This window comes from Nocardiopsis sp. Huas11, from assembly GCF_003634495.1.
Classification (GTDB): domain Bacteria; phylum Actinomycetota; class Actinomycetes; order Streptosporangiales; family Streptosporangiaceae; genus Nocardiopsis.
On record NZ_RBKY01000001.1, the window covers coordinates 6,267,717 to 6,292,353 of the forward strand.

Here is a 24,637-nt window from a genome sequence, read left to right on the forward strand (position 1 = left end):
GCGGGCGACGGGTCGGGCTGGGGGCGCGTGTGCTGCGCACGGTGATCCACGACGCCGCCGACCCCCTCCCCGACGGGACCGGCTCCGTCCTGCTGCTGGTCGGAGCGGACGCCGAGGCCCCGCAGACCGCGGCGACCCTGCGCGCGGCGGCCGGCGCCGGGTACGTGGCGGCCGTCCTGAAGCTGCGCGGCGGAAACGGTCGCGTACCGGCCAGGGCCGCCCGCGAGGCGGGGATCACGCTGCTCTCCACACCCGACGACGCGGCCTGGCGGCAGGTGGACGCGCTGCTGTCGTCCGCGCTGGGGGCCTCCGGGGCGGGCGAGCGTCAGCCGGGCGCGACCACCGCGTCGGGCGACGAGCTGTTCACCCTGGCCAACGCCCTGGCGGGCGCGGTCGGCGGGCCGATCGTGATCGAGGACCTGGAACAGCACGTGCTCGCCTATTCGACGCTGCCGGACCAGCCCATCGACGAGTTCCGCCGCCGGGGCATCCTGGACCGGCGCGTCCCGGTCCTGGCGGAGCAGGTGCGGCAGTACCGGGAGGTGCTCAACGCGCCCGGCATGCTGCGGATGCCGCCGCTGGGCGACGAGGAGCTGCCCCGCGCGGCCGTCGCGATCCGGGCGGGGGACCTGCCCCTGGGCACGATCTGGGTGATCGAGGGCCGGTCGCCGATCGACGCGGCCGGTGAGCGCGCCCTCGCCGACGGCGCCCGGCTGGCGGCGCTGCACATGCTGCGCCGCCGCAGCGGACCGGAGATCGAGCTCCAGGCGCGCGAGCAGGCCCTGCGGGGCGCGCTGGAGGGGGCCGCGAGCGAGGCCGACACCCGCGCCCGGCTGGGCCTGTCGGACGGCACCGCCGTGACGCTGGTGGGCCTGGCCCCGGTGACCGGGGACGCCGACACCGCCGCACTGACCGCTCGGGCGGGCGCGGCCGTGGCCCGGCACTGCTCGGCGGTACAGCCCGAGGCGGCGGTGGCGAGCACGGCGCGCGCGGTCTACGTCCTGGCGCCCGAAGAGCCGGCCGGGGCGGTCCGCCGGCTGGCCGAGCAGACACTGACGGTGGTGGAGCAGGTGCTGGGGCTGCGGATGTGCGCGGCGCTGAGCCGGCCGAGCGCGGATCTGGGCCAGATCCCCCTGCTGCGGGCGGAGGCCGACGACATCCTGCGGGTGATCTCGACCGATCCGAGCGCGCCCGGTGTGGCCGACCTGTCCGACGCGCACGCCCGGGTCGTGCTGGCCCACGTGGCCGACGAGCTGGCGCGCCTGCCGCGGCTGCGCCATCCGGGCGTCGACGCGATGCTCGCGCACGACCGGGACCACGGCACGTCCTACGCCGTGTCCGTCACGGCGTGGCTGGACGCGGTGGGCGCTTTCGGGGACGCGGCGCGGCGGCTGCACGTGCATCCGAACACGGTGAAGTACCGCCTGCGTCGCGCGCGGGAGCTGTTCGGTCTCGACCTGGACGACCCCGACGACCGGCTCTCGTGCTGGATCCAGCTGCGCCTGGCGACCGCCCCGCCCGAGGAACCGCGCGACCAGCGGAGCTGACCGCGGCCTACCACGGCCTCCGGGTGAGGGAGCGGGGTCCCGGGGTGACGCTCCGGAGCCGCCGGGCGAGGGGCCGACGGGAGCCTTTGTCGATCCCGTGCACGCCATGCCGCTTCCTTGGGCGCTCTCCACAAGGACATTGTGATAGCCCTCACACAGGATGGATGCCAGCCCAGCCGACCGCAGCGGCCCCAGGCACGCGTCGGGGCGCGCGTGACCGGGCTCGCCCCCGCTCTCGAAGGAAGAACCATGACAGAGACCGACCAGACCGCCGGCTCTCCCGATCCGCACGGCGAGCCGGGGGGCGTCTCCCCCGGCGGGGGCCGCCGCCGCACCGCGGTCCTCGTGGCCTGTGCGGCGGTGGTGGCCCTGGGCGTGGCGGTGAGCCTGCTGGTGCCGGCCGACACGGTGCTCGACACCGGCCGCTGGTGGTCGATCCTGCCGCCGGTCGTCGCGATCGGCCTGGCCCTGGCGACCCGGCAGATCCTGCCCGCGCTGTTCGCCGGCATCTGGCTGGGCGCCTGGCTCGTGGAGGGGCTGAGCGGCCAGGGCCTGCTCACCTCGCTCCTGGACTCGGCCGGGGTGTACACGGTCGACGCCATCTCCGACCCCGACCACGTGATGATCATCGTGTTCACGCTGATGATCGGCGGGCTGGTCGGCGTCATCCGCCGCAACGGCGGCACGGACGGCATCGTGCACCTGGTGACGCGGTGGGCGTCCACGCCGCGCCGGGGACAGCTGGCCACCGGCGGCCTGGGCGTGGCCGTGTTCTTCGACGACTACGCCAACACGCTCGTGGTCGGCAACACGATGCGCCCGATCCTGGACCGGCTGCGGGTGTCGCGCGAGAAGCTCGCCTACCTGGTCGACTCCACCGCCGCACCGGTCGCGACGCTGGCCCTGCTGTCCACGTGGATCGGGTTCCAGGTGGTGCTGATCGACGACGCGATCGCCGACACGGGGCTGGCCCTCAACGGCTTCGCGGTGTTCGTGGAGTCGCTCAAGTACGCCTTCTACCCGATCCTGGCGATCGGCCTGGTGTTCGCCGTCGGGCTCACCGGACGCGACTTCGGTCCGATGCTGCGGGCCGAACGGCGGGCCCGCGCCACCGGTGAGGTCGCGCTGCACCCGACCGCCCCGGGGGCCTCCGCGCTGGAGGACGAGCTGAGGCCGCCCGAGCGGACGCCGCGCCGCCTGGTCAACGCGCTGCTGCCGATCCTGGTCCTGGTCGCCACCACGGTGGTGGGACTGTTCGCCACCGGTGAGGGCGGCTCGGTCATCGAGATCATCGGGGACGGCGACCCGTTCTCCTCCCTGCTGTGGGGCTCGCTCCTGGGGCTGCTCGTCGCGGGCGCGCTCAGTGTGGCGCAGGGGATCCTGACCCTCTCCGAGGTCGTCGACGCCTGGTTCGCGGGGGTCAAGTCCGTGCTGTTCGTGGTCATCATCCTGACCCTGGCCTGGGCGCTGTCGGCGCTGACCGGCGAGCTGGGCACCGCCGACTTCCTGGCGGGAGCGCTGGGCACGTCCCTGCCGGTGTTCCTGCTGCCCGCGCTGCTCTTCGTCATCGCGGCGGCGATCGCCTTCGCCACGGGCACCAGCTGGGGGACGATGGGCATCCTCACCCCGCTCGCGGTCCCGCTGGCCTGGGCGGTGTTGGACGCCCAGGGCCTGGCCGCGGCGGAGGGGCACCCGATCCTGTTCGCGTCGGTGTCCACGATCCTGGCGGGCGCGGTCTGGGGCGACCACTGCTCGCCGATCTCCGACACCACCGTCATCTCGGCGCTGGCGTCCCAGTGCGACGTGATCGACCACGTACGCACGCAGACGCCCTACGCCCTGTTCGTGGCGGGGACGGTGATCGTGTTCGGCCTGCTGCCGGTCGGCCTGGGTCTGCCCTGGTGGGCCGGCCTGGCGCTGAGCGCGGCGGCCACCCTGGGCGGCCTGCTGCTGATCGGGCGCCGCGTGGACGCCGCCGGGGGCGAGCCCGCCGCGGTCCGCGCGCCGGAGTAGCCGCGCATGTGAGCGGCCGGCGCGCCGAGCGCGCGCCGGCCGGCTCCGCTACAGGTGCAGGGTCCCGTGGGCGACCGTGACCGCCGGGCCGCCGATGAGCACACGGCCGGGCCGGTCCCCGGGCAGGCGCAGGCGCAGGTCGCCGCCGCGCGCGGAGGCCTGGTGGGCGAGGAGCTCGGTGCGGCCCAGGCGCTCGGCCCAGAACGGCATCAGCGCGGTGTGCGCGCTGCCGGTGACCGGGTCCTCGGTCACGCCGACCCGCGGCCCGAACACGCGGGACACGAAGTCGTACTCCTTGCCGGGGGCGGTGACGATGACCACGCGCGCCTCCACGGCGGCCAGCGCGGCCATGTCCGGTGCCAGACCGCGCACGGTCTCCTCGTCGGCCACCTCCACGAGCAGGTCGCCGGTGCCGCCGCGCCCCACCGACAGCGGCTCGGCGCCCAGGGCCTCGGCCAGGCCCTCGGGGACCTCCGTCGGCGTCGCCGGCCTGGTCGGGAAGTCCAGCCACAGCATGTCCTCGTCGGGCGTGACGGTGAGGATGCCGCTGCGGGTGGTGAAGCGGTAGGGGCCGGGCACCCCGCGCTCGCGCAGGGTGTGGGCGGTGGCCAGGGTGGCGTGGCCGCACAGCTCGATCTCGGCGGTGGGCGTGAACCAGCGCAGCTCGTAGTCGGCGTCGGCCCCGTCCACGGGGCGGGCGAAGGCGGTTTCGGAGAGGTTGAACTCGGCGGCCACGCCCTGGGCCCACTCGTCGGGGTAGGTGTCGTCCAGGACGAGCACGGCTGCGGGGTTGCCGGCCAGGGGCCGGTCGGTGAAGGCGTCGACCACGGTGTACTCAGGCATGGTGCCCAGTCTAGGAACGCCCGGCGCGCGACGGACAGGACCAATCCGCGCACAGTGGACCGGAACGCGTCCGGCGCGCGCTCACAGCTGCGGTTCGTCGAGGATGAACATCGTCTGGGTGCTCTTGACCTCGGGGATCCGCTGGAGGCGTTCCAGGACGAAGGTGCGCAGTGCGGCCGCGTCGGCGACGCGCACGAGCAGGAGGAGGTCGACGTCCCCGGAGACCAGGGCGGCGTGGTCGACCTCGGGGATGTCGCGCAGGTAGCCGCGGAAGCGGTCCCAGGAGTGCTGTTCGATGCGCACGGACACGTACGCCGACAGGGACGTGCCGTACTTCTCCGGGTCGATGACGGCGGTGAAGCCGCGGATGACGCCCTCGTCGCGCAGGCGTTCGAGCCGCGAGTAGGCGTTGGCGCGGGAGATGTGCGCCTGCTCGGCGACCGCCCGGATGGACATGCGACCGTCGCCGCGCAGGAGGGCGATGATGCGCCGGTCGGTGTCGTCCAACGGCACGGCCATGTGTCTTACCTCACACCACTCGGACGGCGGTCAGGGGAGATGTATTGCGCCGACCTCGGGCTTACTGAGCAGTTCGTCCAGCATCGGCGATGTGATGTCGACAATATGGGGTAATTCACCGCATATTCAAGACATGAAGCACACCGATGAGCGACCTTCGGCTCCCGCACTCCCGACCAGGGAGCCCGTGCGTCTGGTGGACCGACACGGCCGCCGCGTGGGTCACTCCTCGTTCACCGCTCCCGACCCCGCGCGACTCGTCGAACTCCACCGCGCCATGCTCATCGGACGCCGCTTCAACCAACAGGCCGGCACGCTCGCCCGCCAGGGCCGCCTCGCCGTGTACCCGTCGTCGACGGGTCAGGAGGCGGCCCAGGTCGGCGGCGTGCTGGCACTGTCGGACCGGGACTGGCTCTTCCCCACCTACCGCGACAGTGTCGCCCTGGTCGCGCACGGCGTCGATCCGGTCCAGACCCTCACCCTCTTCCGCGGCGACTGGCACTGCGGCTACGACCCGCACCGCTACCGGTGCGCGCCCCAGTGCACGCCGCTGGCCACCAACGCCTCCCACGCGGTCGGCCTGACCTACGCGGCCCGCCGCAAGGGCCGCGACGTGGCCGCGCTCGCGATGATGGGCGACGGCGCCACGAGCGAGGGCGACGCCCACGAGGCCTACAACTTCGCCGCGGTGTGGAACACCCCCGTGGTGTTCCTGGTGCAGAACAACCACTGGGCGATCAGCGTGCCCCTGCGTCAGCAGACCGCCGCGCCCACCCTCGCGCACAAGGCCGTCGGGTACGGGATGAAGGGCTACCACGTCGACGGCAACGACGCGGCCGCCGTCCACGCGGTCGTCTCCCACGCCCTGGCCGAGGCGCGCGCCGGCGGCGGGCCCGCGCTCGTGGAGGCTGTCACCTACCGGGTGGACGCGCACACGAACGCCGACGCGCCCCAGCGCTACCGCGACCCCGCGGAGGTGGAGCACTGGAAGGAACGCGACCCCCTGATCCGCTCCGAGCGACTGATCCGCGACGAGGGGCTGATCGGCGACGCCGAGGAGACCGAGCGGGTCCTGGCCGCCTTCGGCGCCGAGGCCGACGGGATCGCCGACACCGTGCGCGAACGGTTGGCGGGCGAGGACGAACTCGATCCGCGGTCCCTGTTCACCGACGTCTACGCCACGGTCCCGCCCCTGCTGGAGCAGGAGCGCGCGGCGCTCGCCGACGAGCTGCGGGAGGTCTGATGGCGGCTGCGCCCACCACCGGCGTCTCCATGGGCGAGGCGCTCAACCGGGCCCTGCGCGACGCGCTCGCGCACGACTCCGACGTGCTCGTCTACGGCGAGGACGTCGGGCCGCTGGGCGGCGTCTTCCGCGTCACGGACGGGCTGACCGCCGAGTTCGGCCAGGAGCGGGTGTTCGACTCGCCGCTGGCGGAGGCGGGGATCGTGGGGACCGCGATCGGCATGGCGATGTACGGGCTGCGCCCCGTGGTGGAGCTGCAGTTCGACGCCTTCGCCTACCCGGCGTTCGAGCAGGTCGTCTCGCACCTGGCCAAGATGCGCAACCGGACCCGGGGCGCGGTCTCGCTCCCGGTCGTGCTGCGGGTGCCCTACGGCGGCGGCATCGGTGGGGTGGAGCACCACAGCGACTCCTCCGAGGCCTACTACACGCACACCCCCGGACTGCGGGTCGTCACGCCGGGCACGCCCGCCGACGCCTACTCGATGCTGCGCGAGGCCGTGGAGTGCGACGACCCCGTGGTGTTCCTGGAGCCCAAGCGCCGGTACTGGTCGCGGCAGGAGGTGGAGCTGCCCGTGCGCACCGAGCCCATGGCCATGCCCGTGGTCCGGCGCCCCGGCACCGACGCCACCCTGGTCACCTACGGCCCGATGGTGGAGACCGCGCTGGAGGCGGCCGAGACCGCCGCCGCCGAGGGGCGGTCGCTGGAGGTCGTGGATGTGCGCCAGCTCGCGCCGCTGGACGACGGGGTCGTGACCGCGTCGGTACGGCGCACCGGGCGCGCGGTCGTGCTGCACGAGGCGTCGGTCTTCGGCGGCTACGGCGCCGAGCTGGCCGCGCGGATCGGCGAACGGTGCTTCCACTACCTGGAGGCTCCGGTGCTCCGGGTCGGCGGGCTGGACGTGCCCTATCCCCCGCCCAAGCTGGAACACCACCACCTGCCCGACGCCGACCGCGTCCTGGCCGCGGTGGACCGCCTCCAGTGGGAGTCGGCGTGGGTCGACGACGGTGAAGGGGGCCTGCCACGCCCATGAGCACCGAGCGCTCGTTCGCACTGCCCGACCTCGGTGAGGGGCTGACCGAGGCCGAGATCCTGGCCTGGCTGGTCGCCGAGGGCGACGAGGTCGCCGTGGACCAGCCGGTCGTGGAGGTGGAGACGGCCAAGGCCTCGGTGGAGGTACCGTGCCCGTACGGGGGCACGGTCACCCGGCTGCACGGGTCGGCGGGCGACACGGTCGCCGTCGGCACCCCGCTGATCACGGTCGCCGTGCCGGCCCCCGCCGCTCCGGCGCCGCGGTCCGGCCGCGCAGCGTCGCCGCGGAGCGAGCCGACTGAGGCGACCGAACAGACCACCGTGCCGAGCACACGGGAAGGGTCCGATCCGGCGGGCGGCAACGGCGCCGCCGAACACCACGCCGGATCGGGCGCCGTCCTGGTGGGCTACGGCACGGGATCGGGCGCGCGGACCCCGCGTCGGCGCGCCCGTGGGGCGGGTGGGCCGCCACGGTCGACGATGACCGGCGGCCCACCCCCGCCCCCGCGGGACCCGCCCGCGCCGAGGCCGGTCAGGGTGATCTCTCCCCTGGTCAGAAGGATGGCGCGGGAGCACGGACTGGACATCGCCACGGTGCCCGGAAGCGGAGAGGGCGGCCTGGTGCTGCGCCGCGACGTGGCGGCGGCCGTCGAGGCGCGACGGGCCGCGGCGCACCGGCCCGACCCCGAGCGCACGCACCGCACGCCGCTGCGCGGCGGGCACCGCACGATGGCCGAGCACCTGGAACGGTCCCGGCGCGAGATCCCCGAGGCGACCGTGTGGGTGGACGCCGACGCCACCGGCCTGGTGGAGCTGCGGCGCACACTGAACGAGGCCGATCCGGGGCGGCCGGTCGGCGTGCTGGCGCTGGTGGCCCGCATCGCGATCGCCGGACTGGAGCGCTTCCCCGAGCTGAACGCCCACTTCGACCAGGAGCGCCGTGAGGTGCTGCGCTTCGACGACGTGCACCTGGGCTTCGCTGCGCAGACGCCGCGCGGCCTGGTGGTCCCGGTGGTGCGCCGGGCGCAGGCCCTGTCGACCCGGCGGCTCTCCGCCCGGTTGGCCGAGGCCGCCGAGGCGGCGCGGTCCGGGACGCTGGAACCGGCGGCGCTGGTCGGCGGCACGTTCACGGTCAACAACTACGGGGTGTTCGGCGTGGACGGGTCCGCGGCGATCATCCCGCACCCGCAGGCGGCGATCCTGGGCCTGGGCCGGATCGTGCGCCGCCCGTGGGTGGTGGGCGAGTCGGTGGTCCCCAGACCGGTCACGGAACTGACGCTGGCCTTCGACCACCGGGTCTGCGACGGCGGCGTGGCGGGCGGGTTCCTGCGCTACGTGGCCGACCGCGTGGAGCGGCCGGAACTGCTCCTGGGCGACGCCTGACCCGCGCAGACCCCTGACCGCGCGGGCCCCTGCACCCGCGCGCGGACCCCGGACACACGCAGGAGCCGCGGTCGGATGACCGCGGCTCCTGACGGAACCGGACGCGCCCGCGGACCCGCGACAGGGAGCGGGGGCGGGCGCGCGACCCGTGTTACTTCCTGCCGCGCAGCTTGTCGAGCAGGGAGCCCAGGCTGTGGCGCCCGTTGCTCTCGGCCATCAGGCCCTTGCCGTCGTTGTCGGCCGCACCGGCGTGCGCGCCGGCCGCCCGGCGGCTCCAGACGAAGAGCATGGCGACGAGGATGGCGGGGACGAGAGCGAGGGTGAGCAGGCCGGTGCCGCTCAGCATGCCGTTGTCGGCGCCGGTGAGCTCCGCACCGGAGAGGTCGTTGGCCGCGGTCTCGGCGGACACGCCGCCGTCCTCGGACTCGTCCGTGGGGGCGGCAGACTCCTCGGACTCCTCCTCCTGTGCGTCCTGCTCCTCGGAACCGTCGTCAGCGGACTCCTCGGAGGACTCGGACTCCTCCTGGGCCGCCTCGTCCTCGGACGCGTCCTCGGAGGACTCCTCGGAGGACTCCTCCTCGGAGGCCTGTGCCTCCTCGGGGATCGGGGAGACGGCGTCCTCGCAGCTGTTGCCCTCCTCCATGAAGGGGTGGGGCGCGCCCTCGGTGCCGGCGCCGTCGCCCCACTCGGTGATGTAGTACTCCACCTCGGCGTGGCCGTTGCCTCCGCCGACGGTCAGGGAGCTCTCGTCGAACTCGGTGCCCATCATCTTGGCGAAGGTCTTGCCGTCGATGTCGAGCAGCACGTCGCAGTCCTGCGAGGGGTTTCCCGGCCCGCGGTCCCCGATGAAGAAATCGTACTCTTCGCCTTCGTAGACGATGTAGCCCTCGGTGCCCAACGGCCAGCTCGGGCTGGAGAACAGCCCTTCCTGCATGGGCTCACCGCCCGCGGGTGCGCCGGTGTCGCCGTTGATGCCGGAACCGTCGTCCCAGAAATAGGTCGCGGTGACTTCGCCGTACTGAATGGGAGTGTCGTTGCTCATGAAGTAAGTGCCAGGTTGACGACAGGGCCGAGAAGACCGGTGCCATGGCGCACGGGCTCGCTTCGGGCACGCTCGGAGCGCGTGCTTCGCGCACGCTCGGAGCGCACCCTGAAGTGGGCGCCATGGCATGGGGCTCCCGCGTCGCCGGCTGCGAACTGCGGGTGGGAATGGGAGTCACCGATGGGATCGGTGGTCCGCTGGCTCAGGCGCGTGGATTCGCGCGGCCCTGTTCCCAGTGAGGGTCTCGACTCCCTTGCGGCACACGGCCGGACAAGGGCTCGGCATCGGTTCACCACGAGTTCGTAACGAACCGATCACGAGGACACTAACCCAGGTTTGAGCAAAATGCGCAAGTCCCGCGAGTAAAATGACGGCCCGTGGCCGCACGGGCACACCCCGAATCAGCCGCCCCGACTCACCACGGTCACGAGAAAGCCCTGGTCACAGGGGTTTTCGTGAGTCGGCGACACAGACCGGACCACCCCGCGTGGCGGGCGTCATAACGCCGTGGCCGACCGCCGCGAACGCGGCCGAAACCCCGCTCAGCCGTCGATACCCGCCGGTAGGTCACGACGACACGGACACGGGCGGTGGTGTCCCCCAGGCCCCGACCGTGGTAAAGGCCACGCCACCCCGCTCCCCGCCCACGGTCACCCCGGGCCGCGCGACCGCACCCGCACGCGAAGAGACCCCGGGGAGTCGCCTCCCCGGGGTCGTGAGAATCCGTGCCGCGCCGCGGCGGCGGCTCAGGTGACCTGCGCGCGCTGCGCGAAGCGCTCCTGGCGCCACTCGCCCGACTCCAGCACCTGCACGAGCGCGGTCGCGGCGTCGTAGACGTCCACGTAGCGCAGGTACAGCGGCGTGAAGCCGAACCGCATGACGTCGGGCGCCCGGAAGTCCCCGATCACGCCGCGCTCGATCAGCGCCCGCACGATCGGGTACCCCGCGCCCTCCTCCGGCTGGAGCAGCGCCACCTGGCTCCCCCGGTGCGCGTGGTCCAGCGGCGTGACCGACTCCAGCCCCGCCCGCCCGTCGCCCACCACCGGCCTTCGGCCTACCGCCCTCGACGGAGGCCTCCGGCCCAGATCCTCCCCGGTGGTGATCCGCAGGAACAGGTCGGTCATCGCCAGGCTCTTGACCCGCACCTGGGCCATGTCGGCCTTGGCCCACACGTCCAGGCTCGCCTCCAGCGCCGCGTCGGCCACCAGCGGCTGAGAGCCGCTGAGGAAGCGGGACACCCCGGGGGCGGGCTCGTAGTCCGGCGTGAAGTCGAAGGGGTCCGCGTGCCCGTGCCACCCGGTCAGCGGCTGGTCGGCGACGGCGTGGTGGCGCCGCGCGGCGTACAGGAACGCGGGCGCCCCCGGCCCGGCGTTGAGGTACTTGTAGGTGCACCCGACCGCGAAGTCGGCCTCGGAGGCGGACAGCTCGATCGGCACCGCGCCCACGCTGTGGCACAGGTCCCAGACCACGAGGGCGCCGTGCTCGTGCGCCATGCGCGTAATGGCGGGCAGGTCGCGCAGGGTTCCGCTGCGGTAGTCGACGTGGCTGAGCAGCAGGACGGCCACGTCGCCCGAAGCCAGGGCGGCGGCCAGCTCGGGGCCGTCGGGGTCGACCCGGCGCTGGACGGCCCCGGTCAGCCCCGCCGCGCCCTCGGTGACGTAGAGGTCGGTGGGGAAGTTGCCGGACTCGCCCAGCACCACGTTGCGGTCGGACATGCGCAGGGCGGCGACGAGCGCCTTGAACAGGTTCGTGGAGGTCCCGTCCCCGACGATCACCTCGTCGGGGTCGGCGCCCACCAGCGGGGCGATCTTGGCGCCCAGCGTCCGCGGCTTGTCCCACCAGCCCGCGGTGTTCCAGCTCGCGATCAGGTCGCGGCCCCACTCCCTCTCGATCATGTCGGCGACACGTCCGGGAGTGGCGCGCGGCAGCGCGCCCAGGGAGTTGCCGTCGAGGTAGATCACGCCCTCGGGGAGGAGGAACTCCTCGCGGAAGGCGGCGAGCGGATCGGTGCGGTCGAGTTCGACACAGTCCGCGCGGGTGGTGGGCGTCATGGTCCTGCTTCCTTGCCGGCCGGTGGTGGCGGGTGGGTGACGGATGGGCTGGGCTGGGCTGGGCCGAAGGCCTCCGTTGAGGGCGGTAGGCCGAAGGCCGGTGGTGGGTGACGGGCGGGCTGGTCCGGGCCGAAGGCCTCCGTTGAGGGCGGTAGGCCGAAGGCCGGTGGTGGGTGACGGGCGGGCTAGATGGTGTTGCGGAGCGACCACAGCTCTGGGAACACGTCCTGCTCCACGTGGCGGGCCAGCCAGTTGAGGCCGTTGGAACCCCCGCTGCCGGGCTTGCCGCCCATCGTGCGCTTGACCGCGACCAGGTGCAGGTGCCGCCACCGCGTCACGCGCTCGGCGACGTCCATGAGGGCCTCGGCCAGCAGGAAGAGGTCGTTGCCGGGCCGGTCGTCCTCGTACACGTGGGACCAGGCCCGCTCGACCTCGGGGTCGGGCTCGTAGGCCTGCGTCCAATCGCGCTCGACGCGGTCGGCGGGGACCGGCAGTCCGCGGCGGTGCAGCAGGCGCAGCGCGGCGTCGTAGAGACTCGGCCGCTCCAGCAGGCGGGTGAGTTCGTCGACCACCGGCTCCATGGACTTGTGCGGGCGGATCATCGCCACGGACTTGTTGCCGAGCAGGAACTCCAGCTTCCGGTATCCGTAGGACTGGAAGCCGGAGGCCTCGCCGAAGGAGTCGCGGAAGCGGTTGAACTCCGTGGGGGTCATGTCGCCGATCAGGCCCCAGGAGTCGTTGAGCACGTCCTGGGCGTGGCACGCCCGGCGCAGCCAGGCCAGGGCGCCCGGAACGTCGTCGGCCTCCAGCGCGTCGCGTGCGGCCTCCCAGCGCTCCCGGACCAGCGTGAACAGGAGCTCCATGACCTGGGTGGCGATGAGGAAGGCCGACTCGGCCGGTTCGTCGGTGCGGGTGCGCTGCAGGTCGAGCAGTGTGTCGATGCCGGCGTAGTCCACGTAGGGCGTGTTGCCGCCGAAGGACAGGGTGGGGCCGCCGCTCTCCGCGCCCGCCGCCTGCTCGGAGGCGCCGTCACCGCCCTCGCCTCCCGGCATGAACGGGCACTGCTGGGTGGACGTCGTGGTGAGCATGGAAACCCCTCGTGGTACTGCGCGGAACCGTTGGGCGCACCCGGCGCGGGACTCGGGAACGACCCGGTGCACGACGCCGTGTACGCGAGTTCACATGATCGAACAAAACACCGGAACAAGGAAGGGACAACGCACACGCAAGTCGGACATTGAGTTAGCATTCATAACACATCAGACCCTCTGGCTTTGGGATCAGAAAGTATGACCTCAGCAATGGCAACCCCCTTGGACGGCGTTGACCTGCGGATCCTCTCGGAGCTCCAGCAGGACGGCCGGCTGTCCTTCAACGAACTGTCCCGGCGCGTGAACCTCTCGGCGCCCGCCGTGGCCGACCGCGTCCGCCGCCTGACCGACCGCGGGGTGATCACCGGCTACCACGCGCACGTCGACCCGGCCGCCGCCGGACTCCCCGTCACGGCGCTGGTGCGCATGGAGTGCTTCGGAGCGAACTGCCTGCTGCGGGAGCGGGAGTCGATGGAGTTGCCGGAGATCCTCCAGGTCCACCGGGTCACCGGAGACGCGTGCTGCGTCCTGCTCATCGCCGTGCGCTCCATGGAGCACTTCGAGGAGGTCATCGACCAGTTGGCCGAACACGGCCGCCCCTCCAGCACCATGGTCATGTCCAGTCCGGTCCCCTGGCGGGCCGTCACCGCGGCGCGCACCTCATGAGCGTCCTGATCGACACGCCCGTCTGGCCCGGGCCGCGCGGCTGGCTGTTCTGCCACATGGTCAGCGACCACTCCTACGACGAACTGCACGCGTTCGCGCGCGGCCTGGGCGTGAGCGAGCGCGCCTTCGACCGCGACCACTACGACATCCCCGCCCACCTGCACGAGCGGGCCCTGGCCCTGGGCGCCGAGCACGTGAGCGGACGCGAGCTGGTCACCCGGCTGCGGGCCGCCGGCCTGCGCCGGCCCAAGAGGGCCCGGCCCCGGGCCGGCGCCTGACGCCCCGCGCGGCACCGCCCACGCCCCAGAGCGGTGGGGCCTGCGCCTCAGAGCGGTGGGTCCGGCGCATCGCTCTGCCACCGGTGGGTCTCGGCGAGCAGGTTGGAGCGGGCCCGGGCCTCCCAGTGCTCCCGGCCGTAGCGGGTGCGGTACAGGTGCGGTACCGCCAGGAGTTCCCGCAGGACGGCCAGCCGCCCCTGCCGGAAGGCCTCGTCGGGGACGTGCCCGTACTCGGCCCGGACCGCGGCGGCGTAGGTGAGGTAGGCGTCGGGCGTGCCCGCCAGCACCGCCAGGTCGGCGTCGCACACCACCGCCCCGTCGGCGTCACCCTCGTCGGGGCGGTGGGTCCTGGTCAGCAGCACCAGTCGGGACACCTCCGCCACCAGCGGCGGCGGTGCTCCCATGAGGGCGAGCAGGCGCCGGGCCAGGGCGGCGCTCTCCTCCTCGTCCTCCCCCGCGCGGCCCTCGTAGACCGCGTCGTGGAACCACAGGGCGTAGCGCACGGCGTCGGGGTCGCGGGCCTCCCCCCGCAGGCGCTCGGCGGCGTCGAGCGTGTCCCACAGGTGCGCGACCGTGTGATATCGACGGTGGGGCTCACTCCAGCGCTCCAGGAGCTCCCGGCCGACCGCCACGGCCTCTGGCTCCGACCCCGCCAGCTCGCGCCAGGCGGCGGCCAGGACCGGCACGCGCGGCCCGTGCCCTCCCGGCTCGTGCCGCTCGTGCTGCTCACGGCGGTCGTGTTTCTCGTGGCGGTCGTGCTTCTCGTGGCGCTCGTCGCCGGGACCCGAATCACTGTTCACGCCGTCGCTCCCCTTCAGGTGTGGGAGGCCAGTCCGGCCTCGTAGGCGAGGATCGCCGCCTGCACCCGGTTGCGCATCCCCAGCCGGCTGAGGATCGCGCTCACGTAGCTCTTGACCGTCCCCTCCACCAGGAACAGGCGTGCGGCGATGTCGGCGTTGGACAGCCCCGCGCCGATGAGGGCGAGCACGTCGCGCTCGCGTTCGGTGAGCTCGGCGATTCTGGCCGCGGCGGCCGACCGACGCGCCACGCGACCGCCGCCGAACTGGGCGATCACCTGCCGCGCGACCTTCGGCGACAGGTAGGCGCCGCCGTCGGCGACCGCGTGCACACCCGTGATGAGCTCGCGCGGGTCGCCCGCCTTGAGCAGGAAGCCGCTCGCGCCGTCCCCCAGCGCCTGGGAGACGTACTCGTCCTCCCCGAACGTGGTCAGCACGATCACGGCCGTGCCCGGTGCCACCCGGTGGATCTCGGCGGACGCGGCGAGCCCGTCCATCCTCGGCATCCGGATGTCCATCAGCGCGACGTCGGGACGGTGGGACAGCACCAGGTCCACCGCCTCGCGGCCGTCCGCGGCCTCGGCGACCACCTCGATCTCCGCGTCGCTGGCCAGGATCGCGCGCACTCCGGCCCTGATCATCGCCTCGTCGTCGGCGAGCAGAACTCTGATCACTGCCGTGTCCTTCCTCGATCCCGGGGCCCGGGCGCCCACGGACCGCGTCCGCGCGGTCACCGTACCGGCGCCTGCGCCTTGCTCGACAGCCGCCCCTCCGAGAAGCACAGCCGATAGATCACGGGGTCGAGGTCGAACAGGCCGGCCCCGCCCCGGTAGTGACGGCACTCGGCGCCCTCGGTCGCCTCGCCCTCCGCCCACACGGCGGTCTCCGGGTCCACGGTGTCGTCCGGGAGCACCCCCTGCGCCTCGGAGCGCGCGGTCCCGACCGCGAGGGAGTCGAACACCTCCGGTTCCAGGGTGGAGTCGCGCACGGTGTGCACGACGGAGACCGCCCCGATCACCAGCAGCGCCACCGTGGCCACGACCGGCAGGACGACGAGGGCGAGCGTCCAGCCGCGCACCCGGCGGCGGGCCACCCTGTGCAGCTGGTCGAGTTCGGCGGCCTCGTCGCCGCCTTCCCCGCGATCCGGTGTGGGCGCGGCCACGAGCGGCAGAGTCGCACGGACCTCCCAGCCGCCCTCCCGGGGACCGGACGCGAACGTGCCCCCCGCCAGGCGCACGCGTTCACGCAGCCCGATCAGGCCCCGGCGGCCGCCCTGCCCGCCGGTGTCCAGGGCGCCGCGCGGCTCGGCGTTGGTCACGACCACCTCCAGCCGCTCGTCGTCGACGACGGTGAGCCGCACCGCCACCTCCGCGTCCGGGGCGTACTTGGCGGCGTTGGTGAGCGACTCCTGGACCACCCGGTGCACCGCCCGGTCCACCATCGGCGGCAGGTCCGGGACCGGGCCCTCGCGCACCAGCGCCACGCGCATGCCCGAGTCACGGGCGCGTTCGACCAGCTGGGGGACGCCCTCGTCCGCCGGCACCAGCGGAACGGGCTCGGCGTCCTCGCGCAGGATCCCGATGATCTCGCGCAGGCGCTCGGTGGCGCTGACGGCGGTGGCGCGCAGTTCGCCGGCCGACCGCCGGTGACGCTCGTCCAGGTCCGGCGCCACCTCCAGGCCGCCGGCGCGCAGAGCGATCAGGCTGAGTTCGTGTCCCAGGGAGTCGTGCATGTCCTGGGCGATGCGCGAGCGCTCGCGCAGCCGGGCCTGGTCGGCCACCAGCCGCTGTTCCTGCTGGAGGTGGCGGGCGTGCGCCCAGCCCGACTCGGAGAGCTCCTGGTGCTGGCGCCGGTACACCCCGACCAGCCAGGGCAGCGCGAGGTTGCCGACCACGGTGACGACGGTCGCCACCCACACGAAGCGCTCGCCGGACCACAGGACCAGCACGAGCGCCAGCCACAGGGCCAGGCCCGTGCCGAACACGGTGAGCGCCGGCCACACCCGGCGCATCCGCCGTCCCGCCCGGTAGGAGGCGTACACCAGGAGCAGGGACAGGGTGAGGGACTCCATCGCCCCCGGCAGGATGACGATGACCGCGAGCAGCGGGTACGGCCGTACGAGCACGCCCGCGAGCGCGCAGGAGGCGAGGAGGCCCGCGGTGACCCAGGCCGGGTCGGGCGTGGAGGGCACCGACCACAGGCGGGCGGCGTGGGCCTCACCGAGCACGCCGAGGACACCGGCCAGGACCAGGAGCGCTCCCCCCGCGAGTGCGCGCCGCGTCGGCCGGCCGCCCAGGGGGCGCAGGGCGCGCCGGGCGGTCCGGATCGGATCGGAGAAGTCCATGGGCTGAACCTACAGATCGGCGCGGGGCACCGGCACTGCCGAAAGTCAGGAGGTCGGAGCCCGCACGGACCCGCCGGCGGACCGGGAGCGATCGGCCCCGGGGGCACGAACCGCCCATATCATGGGATGAATTTTGGTCCCTCTGACGATGCCCCGCGCCCGACCGCCGTGCTGGAATCCAGAGGGCGCGGTACCCGATCGGGACGAGGGCGGATGTCACCACTGCAGACCCTGCGACGCATGCACGAGGTCGCCGGCTGGCCGCTGCTGCTGGCCTCCTTCCTGGCCCGGCTGCCGCTCTCCATGGCGCTCATCGGTCTGCTGACGCTGGTCACCTCCACCACCGGCAGCGTCGGCAGCGCCGGGATCGTGGCGGGCGCCTTCGCGCTCGGCGGGGCCATGGGCGGACCCGTCATCGCGCGCTTCGCCGACCGGCACGGGCAGCGCCGGCCCGTCCTGGTGGTGTCGGTGGTGGACGCGGCCCTGATCGGCGCGCTGGTGGCGGCCGTGACCGCCGGGGCGCCCCTGCCCGCCCTGGCCGCCCTCGCCGCCGTCGGCGGCGCGTGCATGCCCCAGATCGGCCCGATGGCCCGGACCCGCTGGGTGGTGCTGATCAAGCGCGGGCCCTGGCGGGGCGCGGAACGGGAACGCTCGGTCGGCGCCGCGATGGCCGTCGAGGGCGTCCTGGACGAGGCCGCCTTCGTGCTGGGCCCGGCCCTGGTGGGCGTGCTCACCGTCACCCTGTCGCCGACGGCGAGCGTGCTGGGCGCCGCGGTCCTCATCGGGGTGTTCGGCGCGCACTTCGCGCTGCACCCCACCGCCCCGCCCGGGGCGGTCCCGGTCCGGGGCGGCGGCGACCGGATCGCCACGCCCGCGCTGCTCCTGCTCACCGTGCCCATGTTCTGCCAGGGGCTGTTCTTCGGCGGGATGTCCACGGGCGTCACCGCGTTCGCCGCCTCCTCCGGCCACGCCGACCTGTCGGGGCTGATGTACGCGGTCATGGGGATCAGCAGCGCCACCGCGGGGCTGATGATGGCCTCCCTCCCGGCGGGGTTCACGCTCACGGCGCGCACGAGGTTCGCGGCGGGCGCCCTGTTCCTGTTGACCCTGCCGCTGTACCTGCCGCTCGGCGCGGTCGGCCTGGCGGTGACGATCTTCGTCCTGGGGGCGGCGATCGGCCCGCACATCGTGAGCCTGTTCGGACTCATCGAGCGGGCGGCCCCGCCGAGCCGGCTGTCGCAGTCGATGGCGGTCGTCCTCAGCAGCCTCATCCTGGGGCAGTCGCTGGGGTCGATGGTGGCGGGGGCCCTCGCCGACGGGTACGGACACCAGGGCGCGTTCGCACTGGCCACAGCCGGTGGCCTGGTCTCGCTGACGGTGACCGGACTCGTGCTGCGGGCCCGTTGGTACGAGCGCGCGGAGCCGGCGCGGACCGACTCCGGTGTTCGATCGGTCACTCCCGGACCGGCCCCGCGCGGGCGCTGACGCGGCTTCGGAGTGAGACCGGGAACATCGGGCGTTAAGCGCGCGTTAAAGAGCGGTCCGGTACTCGTCCACGGGCCCTAGGCTCATGGATCGTGCTCGACCTACTGACCACCATCAACCCGAAGAACTCCCGCCGCCGAAGAGAGGTATCCGTGCCCCAGCTCACCGGGCTCGCGCGCGTCACCCTGTCGGTCCGCGACCGTGACGAGAGCGTTCGCTTCTACAAGACCGTTCTCGGATTCAAGGTGCGGACCAAACGTGACGAGGGCGGCACCCTCCGTACCGAGTGCCAGCACCCCGACTCGGGTCTGCTGATCGCCCTCATCCAGCACCGCGACCACTTCAAGAACAGGTTCGACCGACGCCACTGCGGCCTGGACCGGCTGACGCTGGGCGTGCGGAACCTGGGCGAACTGGAGGCGTGGGAGGAGCGCTTCGGCGACATGGACGTGGAGCACTCCCCCGTGATGCACGGTGACGGAGGCTCCAAGATCCTCTTCTACGACCCCGACGGCACCGAGCTGGCCCTGTACGCGCCCGCCGAGATCGACGGCCGCGAGGACTGACCCCCCGCGGGCCGCGCGCGTCTACTCCGCGGCGACGGTCTTCAGACGGATGTCGCGCTCGGCCAGTTCCTCCACGGCGGTACGCGGCAGCCGGTCGTCGGTGATGATGAGGTCGAACTCCTCCAGGCTGGCGACCCGGAACGTCCCGAACTTGCCGTACTTGGTGCTGTCCACGGTCAGGACGCTCTTGGAGGCGATCCGCAGCAGCGCCTGCTTGGCGACGACCTTGGCCTCCGACGGGGTCGTCGAACCGCGGTCGGCGTCCCACGAGCTGCTCGCGATGAAGGCCAGGTCCACGTTCACCTGGCGCAGGAAGTCGGCGGTGAAGCGGCCCACCGACGAGTGGTCGGAGTGCGACACCACGCCCCCGGTGTGGATCAGTTCGATCCCCGGGTACTCCATCAGGTGGCCCACGACGTTGAAGTCGCTGGTGATGACGGTCAGGCCGACCTTGTCGGTGAGCAGCGGGACCATCTGCAGCGTGGTCGTGCCCGCGTCCAGGTAGATGGTGAAGTTCTCGCGCACCAGGTCCGCCGCGGCCCGGGCGATCGCCCGCTTGGCGGGCACTTCCAGCTGGGCCTTGGCGAGGTAGGAGGGCTCGCTCTTGAGCCGCGCCGCCAGCCGCACCCCACCGGTGACCGACAGGACCTTGCCGTCGTTCTCCAGCGCCTGGATGTCGCGCCGGACCGTCATGTGGGACACGGACAGCATCGAGGTGAGCTCGTTGATGCTCAGCACGTGGCGCTCCTGGAGGAGCTTGAGGATGTGCTCTCGCCGCTGGTCCGGGATCATCGTTCGCCTCACGTTCGGGGGCCTGGCTCGGGACACCGTGCTGTCACGACGTCATGTAACAAAGTTTCCCAGCCCGGCGCACCTGAGAGGTCGATCTCGCGACGTGAGTCCTCTCGCACTCGCGTCAGGACTCCCTTCCGCCGCATGCACCCCGGGCGCCTCGTAGGCCTCGTAGGCCTCGTAGGCCTCGTGCGTCACTACGGCCCCACAGGCCCCTCTCGTCTCACCTTGCGGGCTGTTTTTCCAGTTTGCGCCACGTGCGGCGCCCTTTTTTGTCACGCTGGAACCATGACGTTGTCCATCGCTTTGCGCGGCGACACCGCACACCATCCGGGAAACACGCTGCCGGCCCTGCGCTCAGCCTTGCGCGCCGGGGCCGACCTGGTCAAGGTGGACGTCCACCTGACCACCGACGGCTACCCCGTCCTGGCGGACGAGCGGGTGGGGTCCCCACCGGGCTCCCCGCCGCGCCGCGTGGCCGACCTGAGCCTGGCCGAGCTCGCCGCCACCCGGGAGGACGTCGACCGGCGGGTGCCGACCCTGATGGAGGTCCTGGCCGAGCACCGGGGCGAACAGGTCCCGCCTCTGCTGCTGGACGCAGGGTCGACCGAGGCCGCCCTGGCCTCGGAGTCGCTGCTGCGGGAACGCGGACTGGCCGACCAGGTGCTGTTCACCGGGTCGACCGAGACGCTCGCCGCGCTGCGCGAGCGCTCCGCCGGGGTGCAGCTGCTGCTGGCCTGGGACCAGCCCGGGATGCCTCCGGAGGAACTGACCCGCACCCTGCGCCCCGCCTTCCTCGGAACCCACTTCACTTTGCTCACGCGTGAGCACATTTCCGAAATGCACCGTTTCGGATATCGCGTCACGGCCTGGACGGTGAACGAGTTCCCGGAGATGGCCCGCCTGATCGGAATGGGCGTGGACGCTCTGGCCACCGAACGCGTGGACGACCTGGTGTCCCTGACATCGGGGCGCGAACTGGGCGACGCGGCGACCGCCGGAGCGATCTGAGCAGGGTGCGAAGTCGCACGTAGTCGGGCACGCGGGACACTCGGGCATCATGCGCCACACAATCGCCCTATTCTTCGACGAGTTCTGTTGTTCTGCGCGTTTCGTCGGCGGCTCAGGGTTAAGCTCGAAAGCGATTCTCCGAGAATCGATCCTGCGCCGCCCTCCCCTTCACGGCGCTACCACGAGCGACGAGACACCTTCATATGACGGCCGATATCTCCCCTCACGTGCTGCGCACGACGGCTCCCGTCCTGGATTGCGCAGCGCGCCTGTTCGCCGAGCACGGCTCGCGCGGCATGCCCATGTCCGATCTGACACACCGGATCGCAGCCGCGACCGGGGTCGACACCGCCTCCCTTCGGCGTGCCTTCCCCACGCGCTTCGACCTGGCCTTCGCCGTCGTGCTGCGCTCCACCCGGGAACGCGTCAACGGCCAGTTGGCCGCGGACGACGTCCGCGCGTGTCCTACCGACCGCATGTCATTCCTGGTCAGACGCCACGTGCAAACGGGCTGGGAACACCGCTCGGCCACCGCGCTGCGTGAGGAGATCCTGCCGGTCCTGCGGGCCATCGACCCGCCCCGGCACCGGGACATCACGGCGCTGACGCGCACCTACCGCGAGCACGTGCGCGAGATCATCGTCGGCGGCGTCGTCTCCGGGGCCTTCCAGGTCCGCCACGCCGGCCGTGCGGCCGACGACGTCCTGGACACGCTCGACTCCGTCCTGCACTGGTACGAGCCCGACGGCGGGCTGAGCCTGCCCGACCTGGCGACCGTCTACGTCGACCTGGTGATACACCACCACCTGAAGAGCCCGCGCTGAGCCGCAGGCCCGCCCCGCCGCCGCGGCCGGGGCGGGCTGGGCGGGCGCGGCGGGCTGGGCGGGCTGGGCGAGCTGGGCGGGCGCGGCAGGTGTCCCGGCCGCGGCGCCCGCTCCCGAGCCGTGCGCGGCCGTGGCTGCGGGCGCGGTCACGCGGACGGGCGCGGCCGTGGCTGCGGGCGCCGTCACACGGACGGGCGCGGACTCACCCGCCGACGAGCTGGTGCAGGTCCACCGACTCGGCCAGGGCCCGCAGGCCCAGGTCACCGGGGTGCAGGTGGTCGCCCGAGTCGTAGTCCGGACGCAGCCGGGCGGGGTCCTGCGGGTCGCGGAGCACGGCGTCGAAGTCCCAGACCCCGGTGAAGGCGTTCGTCGGATCGTCGGCCTGCCCGCGCAGGTAGGAGTTGACGAGCTGGCGGGCCTGATCCACCTCGGCCGTGCAGCGCGCCTCACCGCCGCACGGACCGAGCGTCGCCACGAACACGCGGACGTCGTGCTCGGCGGCCGCCTCCGCGAGGCTCTCCAGCCCGACGATCACGTCACGGGGATCGGTGCCCCAGCGCAGGTCGTTGATCCCCGCGAAGACGATGAGCGTGCCCACGCCCTCGCGGGTGAACACGTCGCGCTGGGCCCGGTGGGTCATCGCGACGCCGTTGGCGTAGGTGGACACCCCGGCGCCCGGGTACCCGTCCGTGACCACGTGGTTTCCGGCCACGCCCATGTTGAGCACGCCCAGTTGGGGCAGCCCGGGCTGCTCGGCCAGGCGGGTGCTGAGGACGTCGGGCCACCGTGCGTGCGCGTCGGGCGTGGACCGGGTCCCGTCGGTGATGGAGTCCCCCAGCGTGACCACCGCCCCGGGCCCGTCCAGGACCTCCACCCCGGCGAGGAAGGGCCACTGGTCGACCCGCCCGGTGAACGGCTCGCCGCCGGAGTCGCGGGTGTGGTCGCCGGTGCCGGGGGCGCTGGTGAAGTTGGTGTCCACCGAGGCGAAGTGGACCGGTGCCGCGGTGACCCGGTCGGGCAGGTGGAGGCTGACCAGGACGTCGGTGTGCGGGGGCAGCAGAAGCTCCACGGGGTCGCTGAAGACCTGGCCGCCGGCGGGGATGACGGTCTCGTCCGAGCCGCCGAAGGCGAGCGGGAGCGCGGACCCCCGTGTGGTGGCCCCCTCACCGCGCAGGGCCAGTGAGGCGGCGCCCACCCGCACGGGACGGTCGGCGAAGGTGTTGTCCAGCCGGATCCGGACCCGGTGGCCGCCGGTGGTGGAACGCACCGCCAGCCGCAGGGTCTGGTCCTCCCAGGGGCCGACCTCCATGTAGCCGGAGGTGGCCCGCGCCCAGGTGCCGGTCCAGTCCTGGCCCGCGGACCGGCCGCCGACCGAGAACACGTGCATGCGCGCCGACCTCTCCGCCACTTCGGGCAGGACCACGTGGTCGATCTCCCGGACCGGGTCGACGGGGACGCTGCGCGCGTACAGGTGCACCGGCCCGGTGGGACCGGGGTCCATCGCGCGGGAGGAGTTGGCGTAGGGCAGGGTGAGCGCGGCGTCTCCCGCCGGGCCCTCGGTCCAGTGCGGAACGCTGAGCGTGTACTCCTGCTCGGTGCCGTCGGCGTAGACCACCGTTCCGGTGCCCAGGACGTCCTCGCCGCCGCCGCCGAACCGTGAACCGGTCACCAGGAACCCCACGGAGCGCACGCGCGTGTCCTCCAGCAGGACCGGCTGGCCGTCGGCGAGCGCGTGGTCGGGGCGGTCCCGCCCGTAGGCGGGAAGGCGGAAGGGCGTCCCCAGAAGGACGACATCGCCGCCGGGGGCCCAGCCCGCGTCGGCGAGCGCGTGCCCGGAGAGGCTGTGGCCCGCGCCGTCGAGGTCGGCTTCGGCCGCGGAGCCGTCAGAGGAGATCCCGGCCCGGTCGATGTACGTGGAGAAGGCCTTGGGGACCGCGCCGGGCGGGCGCTCGCTCTGCGAACGGGCGTCGACGTCGCGGGAGACCGTGCTGTTGAGGACGACGAACAGCACCACCAGCATCATCAGGGCCGCGCAGCCGCGCAACAGGTGTATCCGCAGCGCTTGGCCCCGCCGATCCAGGTCGGGCCCGTGTCCGCGGTTCTCGAACTCCACACGACCTCCCGGATACGTCCGTCCACCACTGGTCGGACGACGCCGGATGCGCGGTGGTCGTCGAGACGTGCACCACCACACCCATCGACCGCCGGTCAGTCTACGGGAACGGGGCAACCGCGCTGAGTGCGTCGGGGAAAGTGCGGTGGGCGCGCCGCCCCGCCCCGGCGGTGAGTGGGGCGCGCGGGGGACGTGGTCCACGCGCGACGCGGGCTGAGGTCACGGCGCGGCCCACCCGAGGGCGGCCAGCGCGCGTGCGCGCTCGGCCACGACCACGGCCCGCGCGGCCCGCTCCCGGGCCCCGGTGTGCGCGGCGTCCGCGGTGGCCTGGCCGGGCCACTTGCGGTAGAGCAGGCCCGGCTCCGCCGTGAACCAGCCCGGACTCACGGCGTCCAGCGCCAGGAGGAGCCCGGTGTCCTCGGCCGCGGGCAGGGCCATCCAGCCGCCCAGGGCCAGCAGCAGGTCGCGGCGCACGCACAGGGTCGCCGGGTGGACCGGCGGCAGGAAGTCACGCTCGCGCCAGGCGGCCAGCACGGTGCCACGGGCGATGGGGCCCTCGGGCGGCCCGTCGTCCACGGCGACCGTGGAACCGTCGGGGAGCAGGTCCAGGGCGCGCGAGACGGCCCAGCCGGCGCCGGGGTTCCGGGTGAGCGCGGCGACGTCGCGGGCGAGCGCACCGGGGGTGAGCCGGTCGTCGGCGTCCAGGACCCGCACGAGCTCGCCCTTCGCGCGCGAGAGCGCCAGTGTGCGCGCCATCGCCGCCCGGCCGGGCCGGCCCTGACCGAAGTCGACGCGCGGGTCGTCGGGCATGTGGGGGGCCACCTCGTCGGTCTCCCCGTCCTCCTGGACGACCCACTGCCAGTCCCAGCCCTCGGGCAGGCGCTGGTCGGCCAGCGAGGCGTAGGCCTCGGGCAGGTACCGGACGGCGGGCGCGTGGACGGCGGTGACGACGGTGACGGTCCTGGTCATGTCCACCATCCTGTCGCGGCGGTGCCCCGG

At 73.3% G+C, this 24,637-nt stretch carries 22 protein-coding genes; 11 read left to right on the plus strand and 11 right to left on the minus strand.

Annotation, left to right across the window (positions count from 1 at the left end):
• Positions 1-29: 29 nt before the first annotated feature.
• Positions 30-1,547, plus strand: a complete 1,518-nt coding sequence (locus DFP74_RS35085; RefSeq protein WP_121186368.1) for a CdaR family transcriptional regulator — start codon at positions 30-32, stop codon at positions 1,545-1,547.
• 249 nt (positions 1,548-1,796) lie between these two features.
• A complete protein-coding gene (locus DFP74_RS28260) occupies positions 1,797-3,560 on the plus strand; it encodes a Na+/H+ antiporter NhaC family protein (RefSeq protein ID WP_121186370.1) in 1,764 nt (587 codons plus the stop codon).
• Positions 3,561-3,608: 48 nt separating this feature from the next.
• Here the strand turns inward: DFP74_RS28260 and DFP74_RS28265 are convergent, their stop codons facing one another.
• Complete coding sequence (locus tag DFP74_RS28265; RefSeq protein WP_121186371.1) at positions 3,609-4,403, minus strand: PhzF family phenazine biosynthesis protein; 795 nt, start codon at positions 4,401-4,403, stop codon at positions 3,609-3,611.
• Positions 4,404-4,484: 81 nt separating this feature from the next.
• Positions 4,485-4,922, minus strand: a complete 438-nt coding sequence (locus tag DFP74_RS28270) for an Lrp/AsnC family transcriptional regulator (protein ID WP_121186372.1) — start codon at positions 4,920-4,922, stop codon at positions 4,485-4,487.
• A gap of 133 nt (positions 4,923-5,055) precedes the next feature.
• Here DFP74_RS28270 and DFP74_RS28275 point away from each other — a divergent pair, with 133 nt between their 5' ends.
• Genes DFP74_RS28275 through DFP74_RS28285 form a run of 3 tightly spaced genes read left to right on the plus strand, consistent with a single transcriptional unit; the run spans position 5,056 to position 8,578 of the window.
• Positions 5,056-6,165 (plus strand): thiamine pyrophosphate-dependent enzyme, encoded by a 1,110-nt coding sequence (locus DFP74_RS28275; RefSeq protein ID WP_121186373.1) that lies wholly within the window; start codon positions 5,056-5,058, stop codon positions 6,163-6,165.
• Positions 6,165-7,196: an alpha-ketoacid dehydrogenase subunit beta gene (locus DFP74_RS28280; RefSeq protein WP_121186374.1), complete on the plus strand. Its 1,032-nt coding sequence runs from the start codon at positions 6,165-6,167 to the stop codon at positions 7,194-7,196. The genes DFP74_RS28275 and DFP74_RS28280 overlap by 1 nt, the downstream gene beginning before the upstream one ends.
• Positions 7,193-8,578, plus strand: coding sequence for a dihydrolipoamide acetyltransferase family protein (locus DFP74_RS28285; protein ID WP_121186375.1), 1,386 nt, complete (start codon positions 7,193-7,195; stop codon positions 8,576-8,578). The genes DFP74_RS28280 and DFP74_RS28285 overlap by 4 nt, the downstream gene beginning before the upstream one ends.
• Positions 8,579-8,729: 151 nt before the next feature.
• On the opposite strand, the gene DFP74_RS28290 is transcribed toward DFP74_RS28285, so the two are convergent.
• The 3 genes from DFP74_RS28290 to DFP74_RS28300 form a co-directional block, all read right to left on the minus strand.
• Positions 8,730-9,620, minus strand: a complete 891-nt coding sequence (locus DFP74_RS28290; protein WP_121186376.1) for a hypothetical protein — start codon at positions 9,618-9,620, stop codon at positions 8,730-8,732.
• Between the two features lie 746 nt (positions 9,621-10,366).
• Positions 10,367-11,671, minus strand: coding sequence for a kynureninase (gene kynU, locus DFP74_RS28295; protein WP_121186377.1), 1,305 nt, complete (start codon positions 11,669-11,671; stop codon positions 10,367-10,369).
• Positions 11,672-11,856: 185 nt separating this feature from the next.
• A complete protein-coding gene (locus DFP74_RS28300) occupies positions 11,857-12,759 on the minus strand; it encodes a tryptophan 2,3-dioxygenase (protein ID WP_121186378.1) in 903 nt (300 codons plus the stop codon).
• 201 nt (positions 12,760-12,960) lie between these two features.
• Here DFP74_RS28300 and DFP74_RS28305 point away from each other — a divergent pair, with 201 nt between their 5' ends.
• Both DFP74_RS28305 and DFP74_RS28310 read left to right on the plus strand, forming a co-directional pair.
• The gene (locus tag DFP74_RS28305; RefSeq protein WP_121186380.1) at positions 12,961-13,428 is read left to right on the plus strand and encodes an Lrp/AsnC family transcriptional regulator; all 468 of its coding nucleotides are present in this window, start codon (positions 12,961-12,963) and stop codon (positions 13,426-13,428) included.
• Positions 13,425-13,706 (plus strand): DUF4031 domain-containing protein, encoded by a 282-nt coding sequence (locus DFP74_RS28310; RefSeq protein WP_121186382.1) that lies wholly within the window; start codon positions 13,425-13,427, stop codon positions 13,704-13,706. Before DFP74_RS28305 ends, DFP74_RS28310 begins: the two co-directional genes overlap by 4 nt.
• 47 nt (positions 13,707-13,753) lie before the next feature.
• On the opposite strand, the gene DFP74_RS28315 is transcribed toward DFP74_RS28310, so the two are convergent.
• The 3 genes from DFP74_RS28315 to DFP74_RS28325 all read right to left on the minus strand — a co-directional run bounded on the left by DFP74_RS28315 (position 13,754) and on the right by DFP74_RS28325 (position 16,847).
• Positions 13,754-14,392, minus strand: coding sequence for a metal-dependent phosphohydrolase (locus DFP74_RS28315; RefSeq protein ID WP_121188584.1), 639 nt, complete (start codon positions 14,390-14,392; stop codon positions 13,754-13,756).
• Between the two features lie 128 nt (positions 14,393-14,520).
• Entirely contained in the window at positions 14,521-15,177 is a 657-nt protein-coding gene (locus DFP74_RS28320) for a response regulator transcription factor (RefSeq protein ID WP_121186384.1), read from the minus strand.
• A 56-nt stretch (positions 15,178-15,233) separates the two neighbouring features.
• Positions 15,234-16,847: a sensor histidine kinase gene (locus tag DFP74_RS28325; protein ID WP_121186386.1), complete on the minus strand. Its 1,614-nt coding sequence runs from the start codon at positions 16,845-16,847 to the stop codon at positions 15,234-15,236.
• A 213-nt stretch (positions 16,848-17,060) separates the two neighbouring features.
• On the opposite strand from DFP74_RS28325, the gene DFP74_RS28330 reads away from it, so the two are divergent.
• Complete coding sequence (locus DFP74_RS28330) at positions 17,061-18,332, plus strand: MFS transporter (protein ID WP_121186388.1); 1,272 nt, start codon at positions 17,061-17,063, stop codon at positions 18,330-18,332.
• 92 nt (positions 18,333-18,424) lie between these two features.
• A complete protein-coding gene (locus DFP74_RS28335) occupies positions 18,425-18,898 on the plus strand; it encodes a VOC family protein (RefSeq protein ID WP_233571198.1) in 474 nt (157 codons plus the stop codon).
• Between the two features lie 21 nt (positions 18,899-18,919).
• Here DFP74_RS28335 and DFP74_RS28340 read toward each other — a convergent pair whose 3' ends face one another.
• Positions 18,920-19,690, minus strand: coding sequence for a DeoR/GlpR family DNA-binding transcription regulator (locus DFP74_RS28340; RefSeq protein WP_121186392.1), 771 nt, complete (start codon positions 19,688-19,690; stop codon positions 18,920-18,922).
• A gap of 288 nt (positions 19,691-19,978) precedes the next feature.
• Between DFP74_RS28340 and DFP74_RS28345 the strand changes: the two genes are divergently transcribed.
• On the plus strand, positions 19,979-20,701 hold the full coding sequence (locus tag DFP74_RS28345) for a glycerophosphodiester phosphodiesterase (RefSeq protein WP_121186394.1): 723 nt from the start codon (positions 19,979-19,981) through the stop codon (positions 20,699-20,701).
• Positions 20,702-20,904: 203 nt separating this feature from the next.
• Positions 20,905-21,525 (plus strand): TetR/AcrR family transcriptional regulator, encoded by a 621-nt coding sequence (locus DFP74_RS28350; RefSeq protein ID WP_121186396.1) that lies wholly within the window; start codon positions 20,905-20,907, stop codon positions 21,523-21,525.
• Positions 21,526-21,727: 202 nt separating this feature from the next.
• On the opposite strand, the gene DFP74_RS28360 is transcribed toward DFP74_RS28350, so the two are convergent.
• Positions 21,728-23,548: a GDSL-type esterase/lipase family protein gene (locus tag DFP74_RS28360; protein ID WP_121188585.1), complete on the minus strand. Its 1,821-nt coding sequence runs from the start codon at positions 23,546-23,548 to the stop codon at positions 21,728-21,730.
• A 309-nt stretch (positions 23,549-23,857) separates the two neighbouring features.
• Positions 23,858-24,607 (minus strand): glycosyltransferase family 2 protein, encoded by a 750-nt coding sequence (locus DFP74_RS28365; RefSeq protein ID WP_121186398.1) that lies wholly within the window; start codon positions 24,605-24,607, stop codon positions 23,858-23,860.
• Positions 24,608-24,637 lie beyond the last annotated feature (30 nt).

Bases quoted from the DNA above. Each gene is read 5' to 3' on its own strand.
- DFP74_RS28290 (WP_121186376.1), bottom strand. From the start codon at position 9,620: ATGAGCAACGACACTCCCATTCAGTACGGCGAAGTCACCGCGACCTAT.
- DFP74_RS28350 (WP_121186396.1), top strand. From the start codon at position 20,905: ATGACGGCCGATATCTCCCCTCACGTGCTGCGCACGACGGCTCCCGTC.
- DFP74_RS28275 (WP_121186373.1), top strand. From the start codon at position 5,056: ATGAAGCACACCGATGAGCGACCTTCGGCTCCCGCACTCCCGACCAGG.
- DFP74_RS28325 (WP_121186386.1), bottom strand. From the start codon at position 16,847: ATGGACTTCTCCGATCCGATCCGGACCGCCCGGCGCGCCCTGCGCCCC.
- DFP74_RS28260 (WP_121186370.1), top strand. From the start codon at position 1,797: ATGACAGAGACCGACCAGACCGCCGGCTCTCCCGATCCGCACGGCGAG.
- DFP74_RS28285 (WP_121186375.1), top strand. From the start codon at position 7,193: ATGAGCACCGAGCGCTCGTTCGCACTGCCCGACCTCGGTGAGGGGCTG.
- DFP74_RS28270 (WP_121186372.1), bottom strand. From the start codon at position 4,922: ATGGCCGTGCCGTTGGACGACACCGACCGGCGCATCATCGCCCTCCTG.
- DFP74_RS28300 (WP_121186378.1), bottom strand. From the start codon at position 12,759: ATGCTCACCACGACGTCCACCCAGCAGTGCCCGTTCATGCCGGGAGGC.
- DFP74_RS28330 (WP_121186388.1), top strand. From the start codon at position 17,061: ATGTCACCACTGCAGACCCTGCGACGCATGCACGAGGTCGCCGGCTGG.
- DFP74_RS28265 (WP_121186371.1), bottom strand. From the start codon at position 4,403: ATGCCTGAGTACACCGTGGTCGACGCCTTCACCGACCGGCCCCTGGCC.
- DFP74_RS28360 (WP_121188585.1), bottom strand. From the start codon at position 23,548: ATGATGCTGGTGGTGCTGTTCGTCGTCCTCAACAGCACGGTCTCCCGC.
- DFP74_RS28345 (WP_121186394.1), top strand. From the start codon at position 19,979: ATGACGTTGTCCATCGCTTTGCGCGGCGACACCGCACACCATCCGGGA.
- DFP74_RS28305 (WP_121186380.1), top strand. From the start codon at position 12,961: ATGACCTCAGCAATGGCAACCCCCTTGGACGGCGTTGACCTGCGGATC.
- DFP74_RS28365 (WP_121186398.1), bottom strand. From the start codon at position 24,607: ATGACCAGGACCGTCACCGTCGTCACCGCCGTCCACGCGCCCGCCGTC.
- DFP74_RS28310 (WP_121186382.1), top strand. From the start codon at position 13,425: ATGAGCGTCCTGATCGACACGCCCGTCTGGCCCGGGCCGCGCGGCTGG.
- DFP74_RS28280 (WP_121186374.1), top strand. From the start codon at position 6,165: ATGGCGGCTGCGCCCACCACCGGCGTCTCCATGGGCGAGGCGCTCAAC.
- DFP74_RS28340 (WP_121186392.1), bottom strand. From the start codon at position 19,690: ATGATCCCGGACCAGCGGCGAGAGCACATCCTCAAGCTCCTCCAGGAG.
- kynU (WP_121186377.1), bottom strand. From the start codon at position 11,671: ATGACGCCCACCACCCGCGCGGACTGTGTCGAACTCGACCGCACCGAT.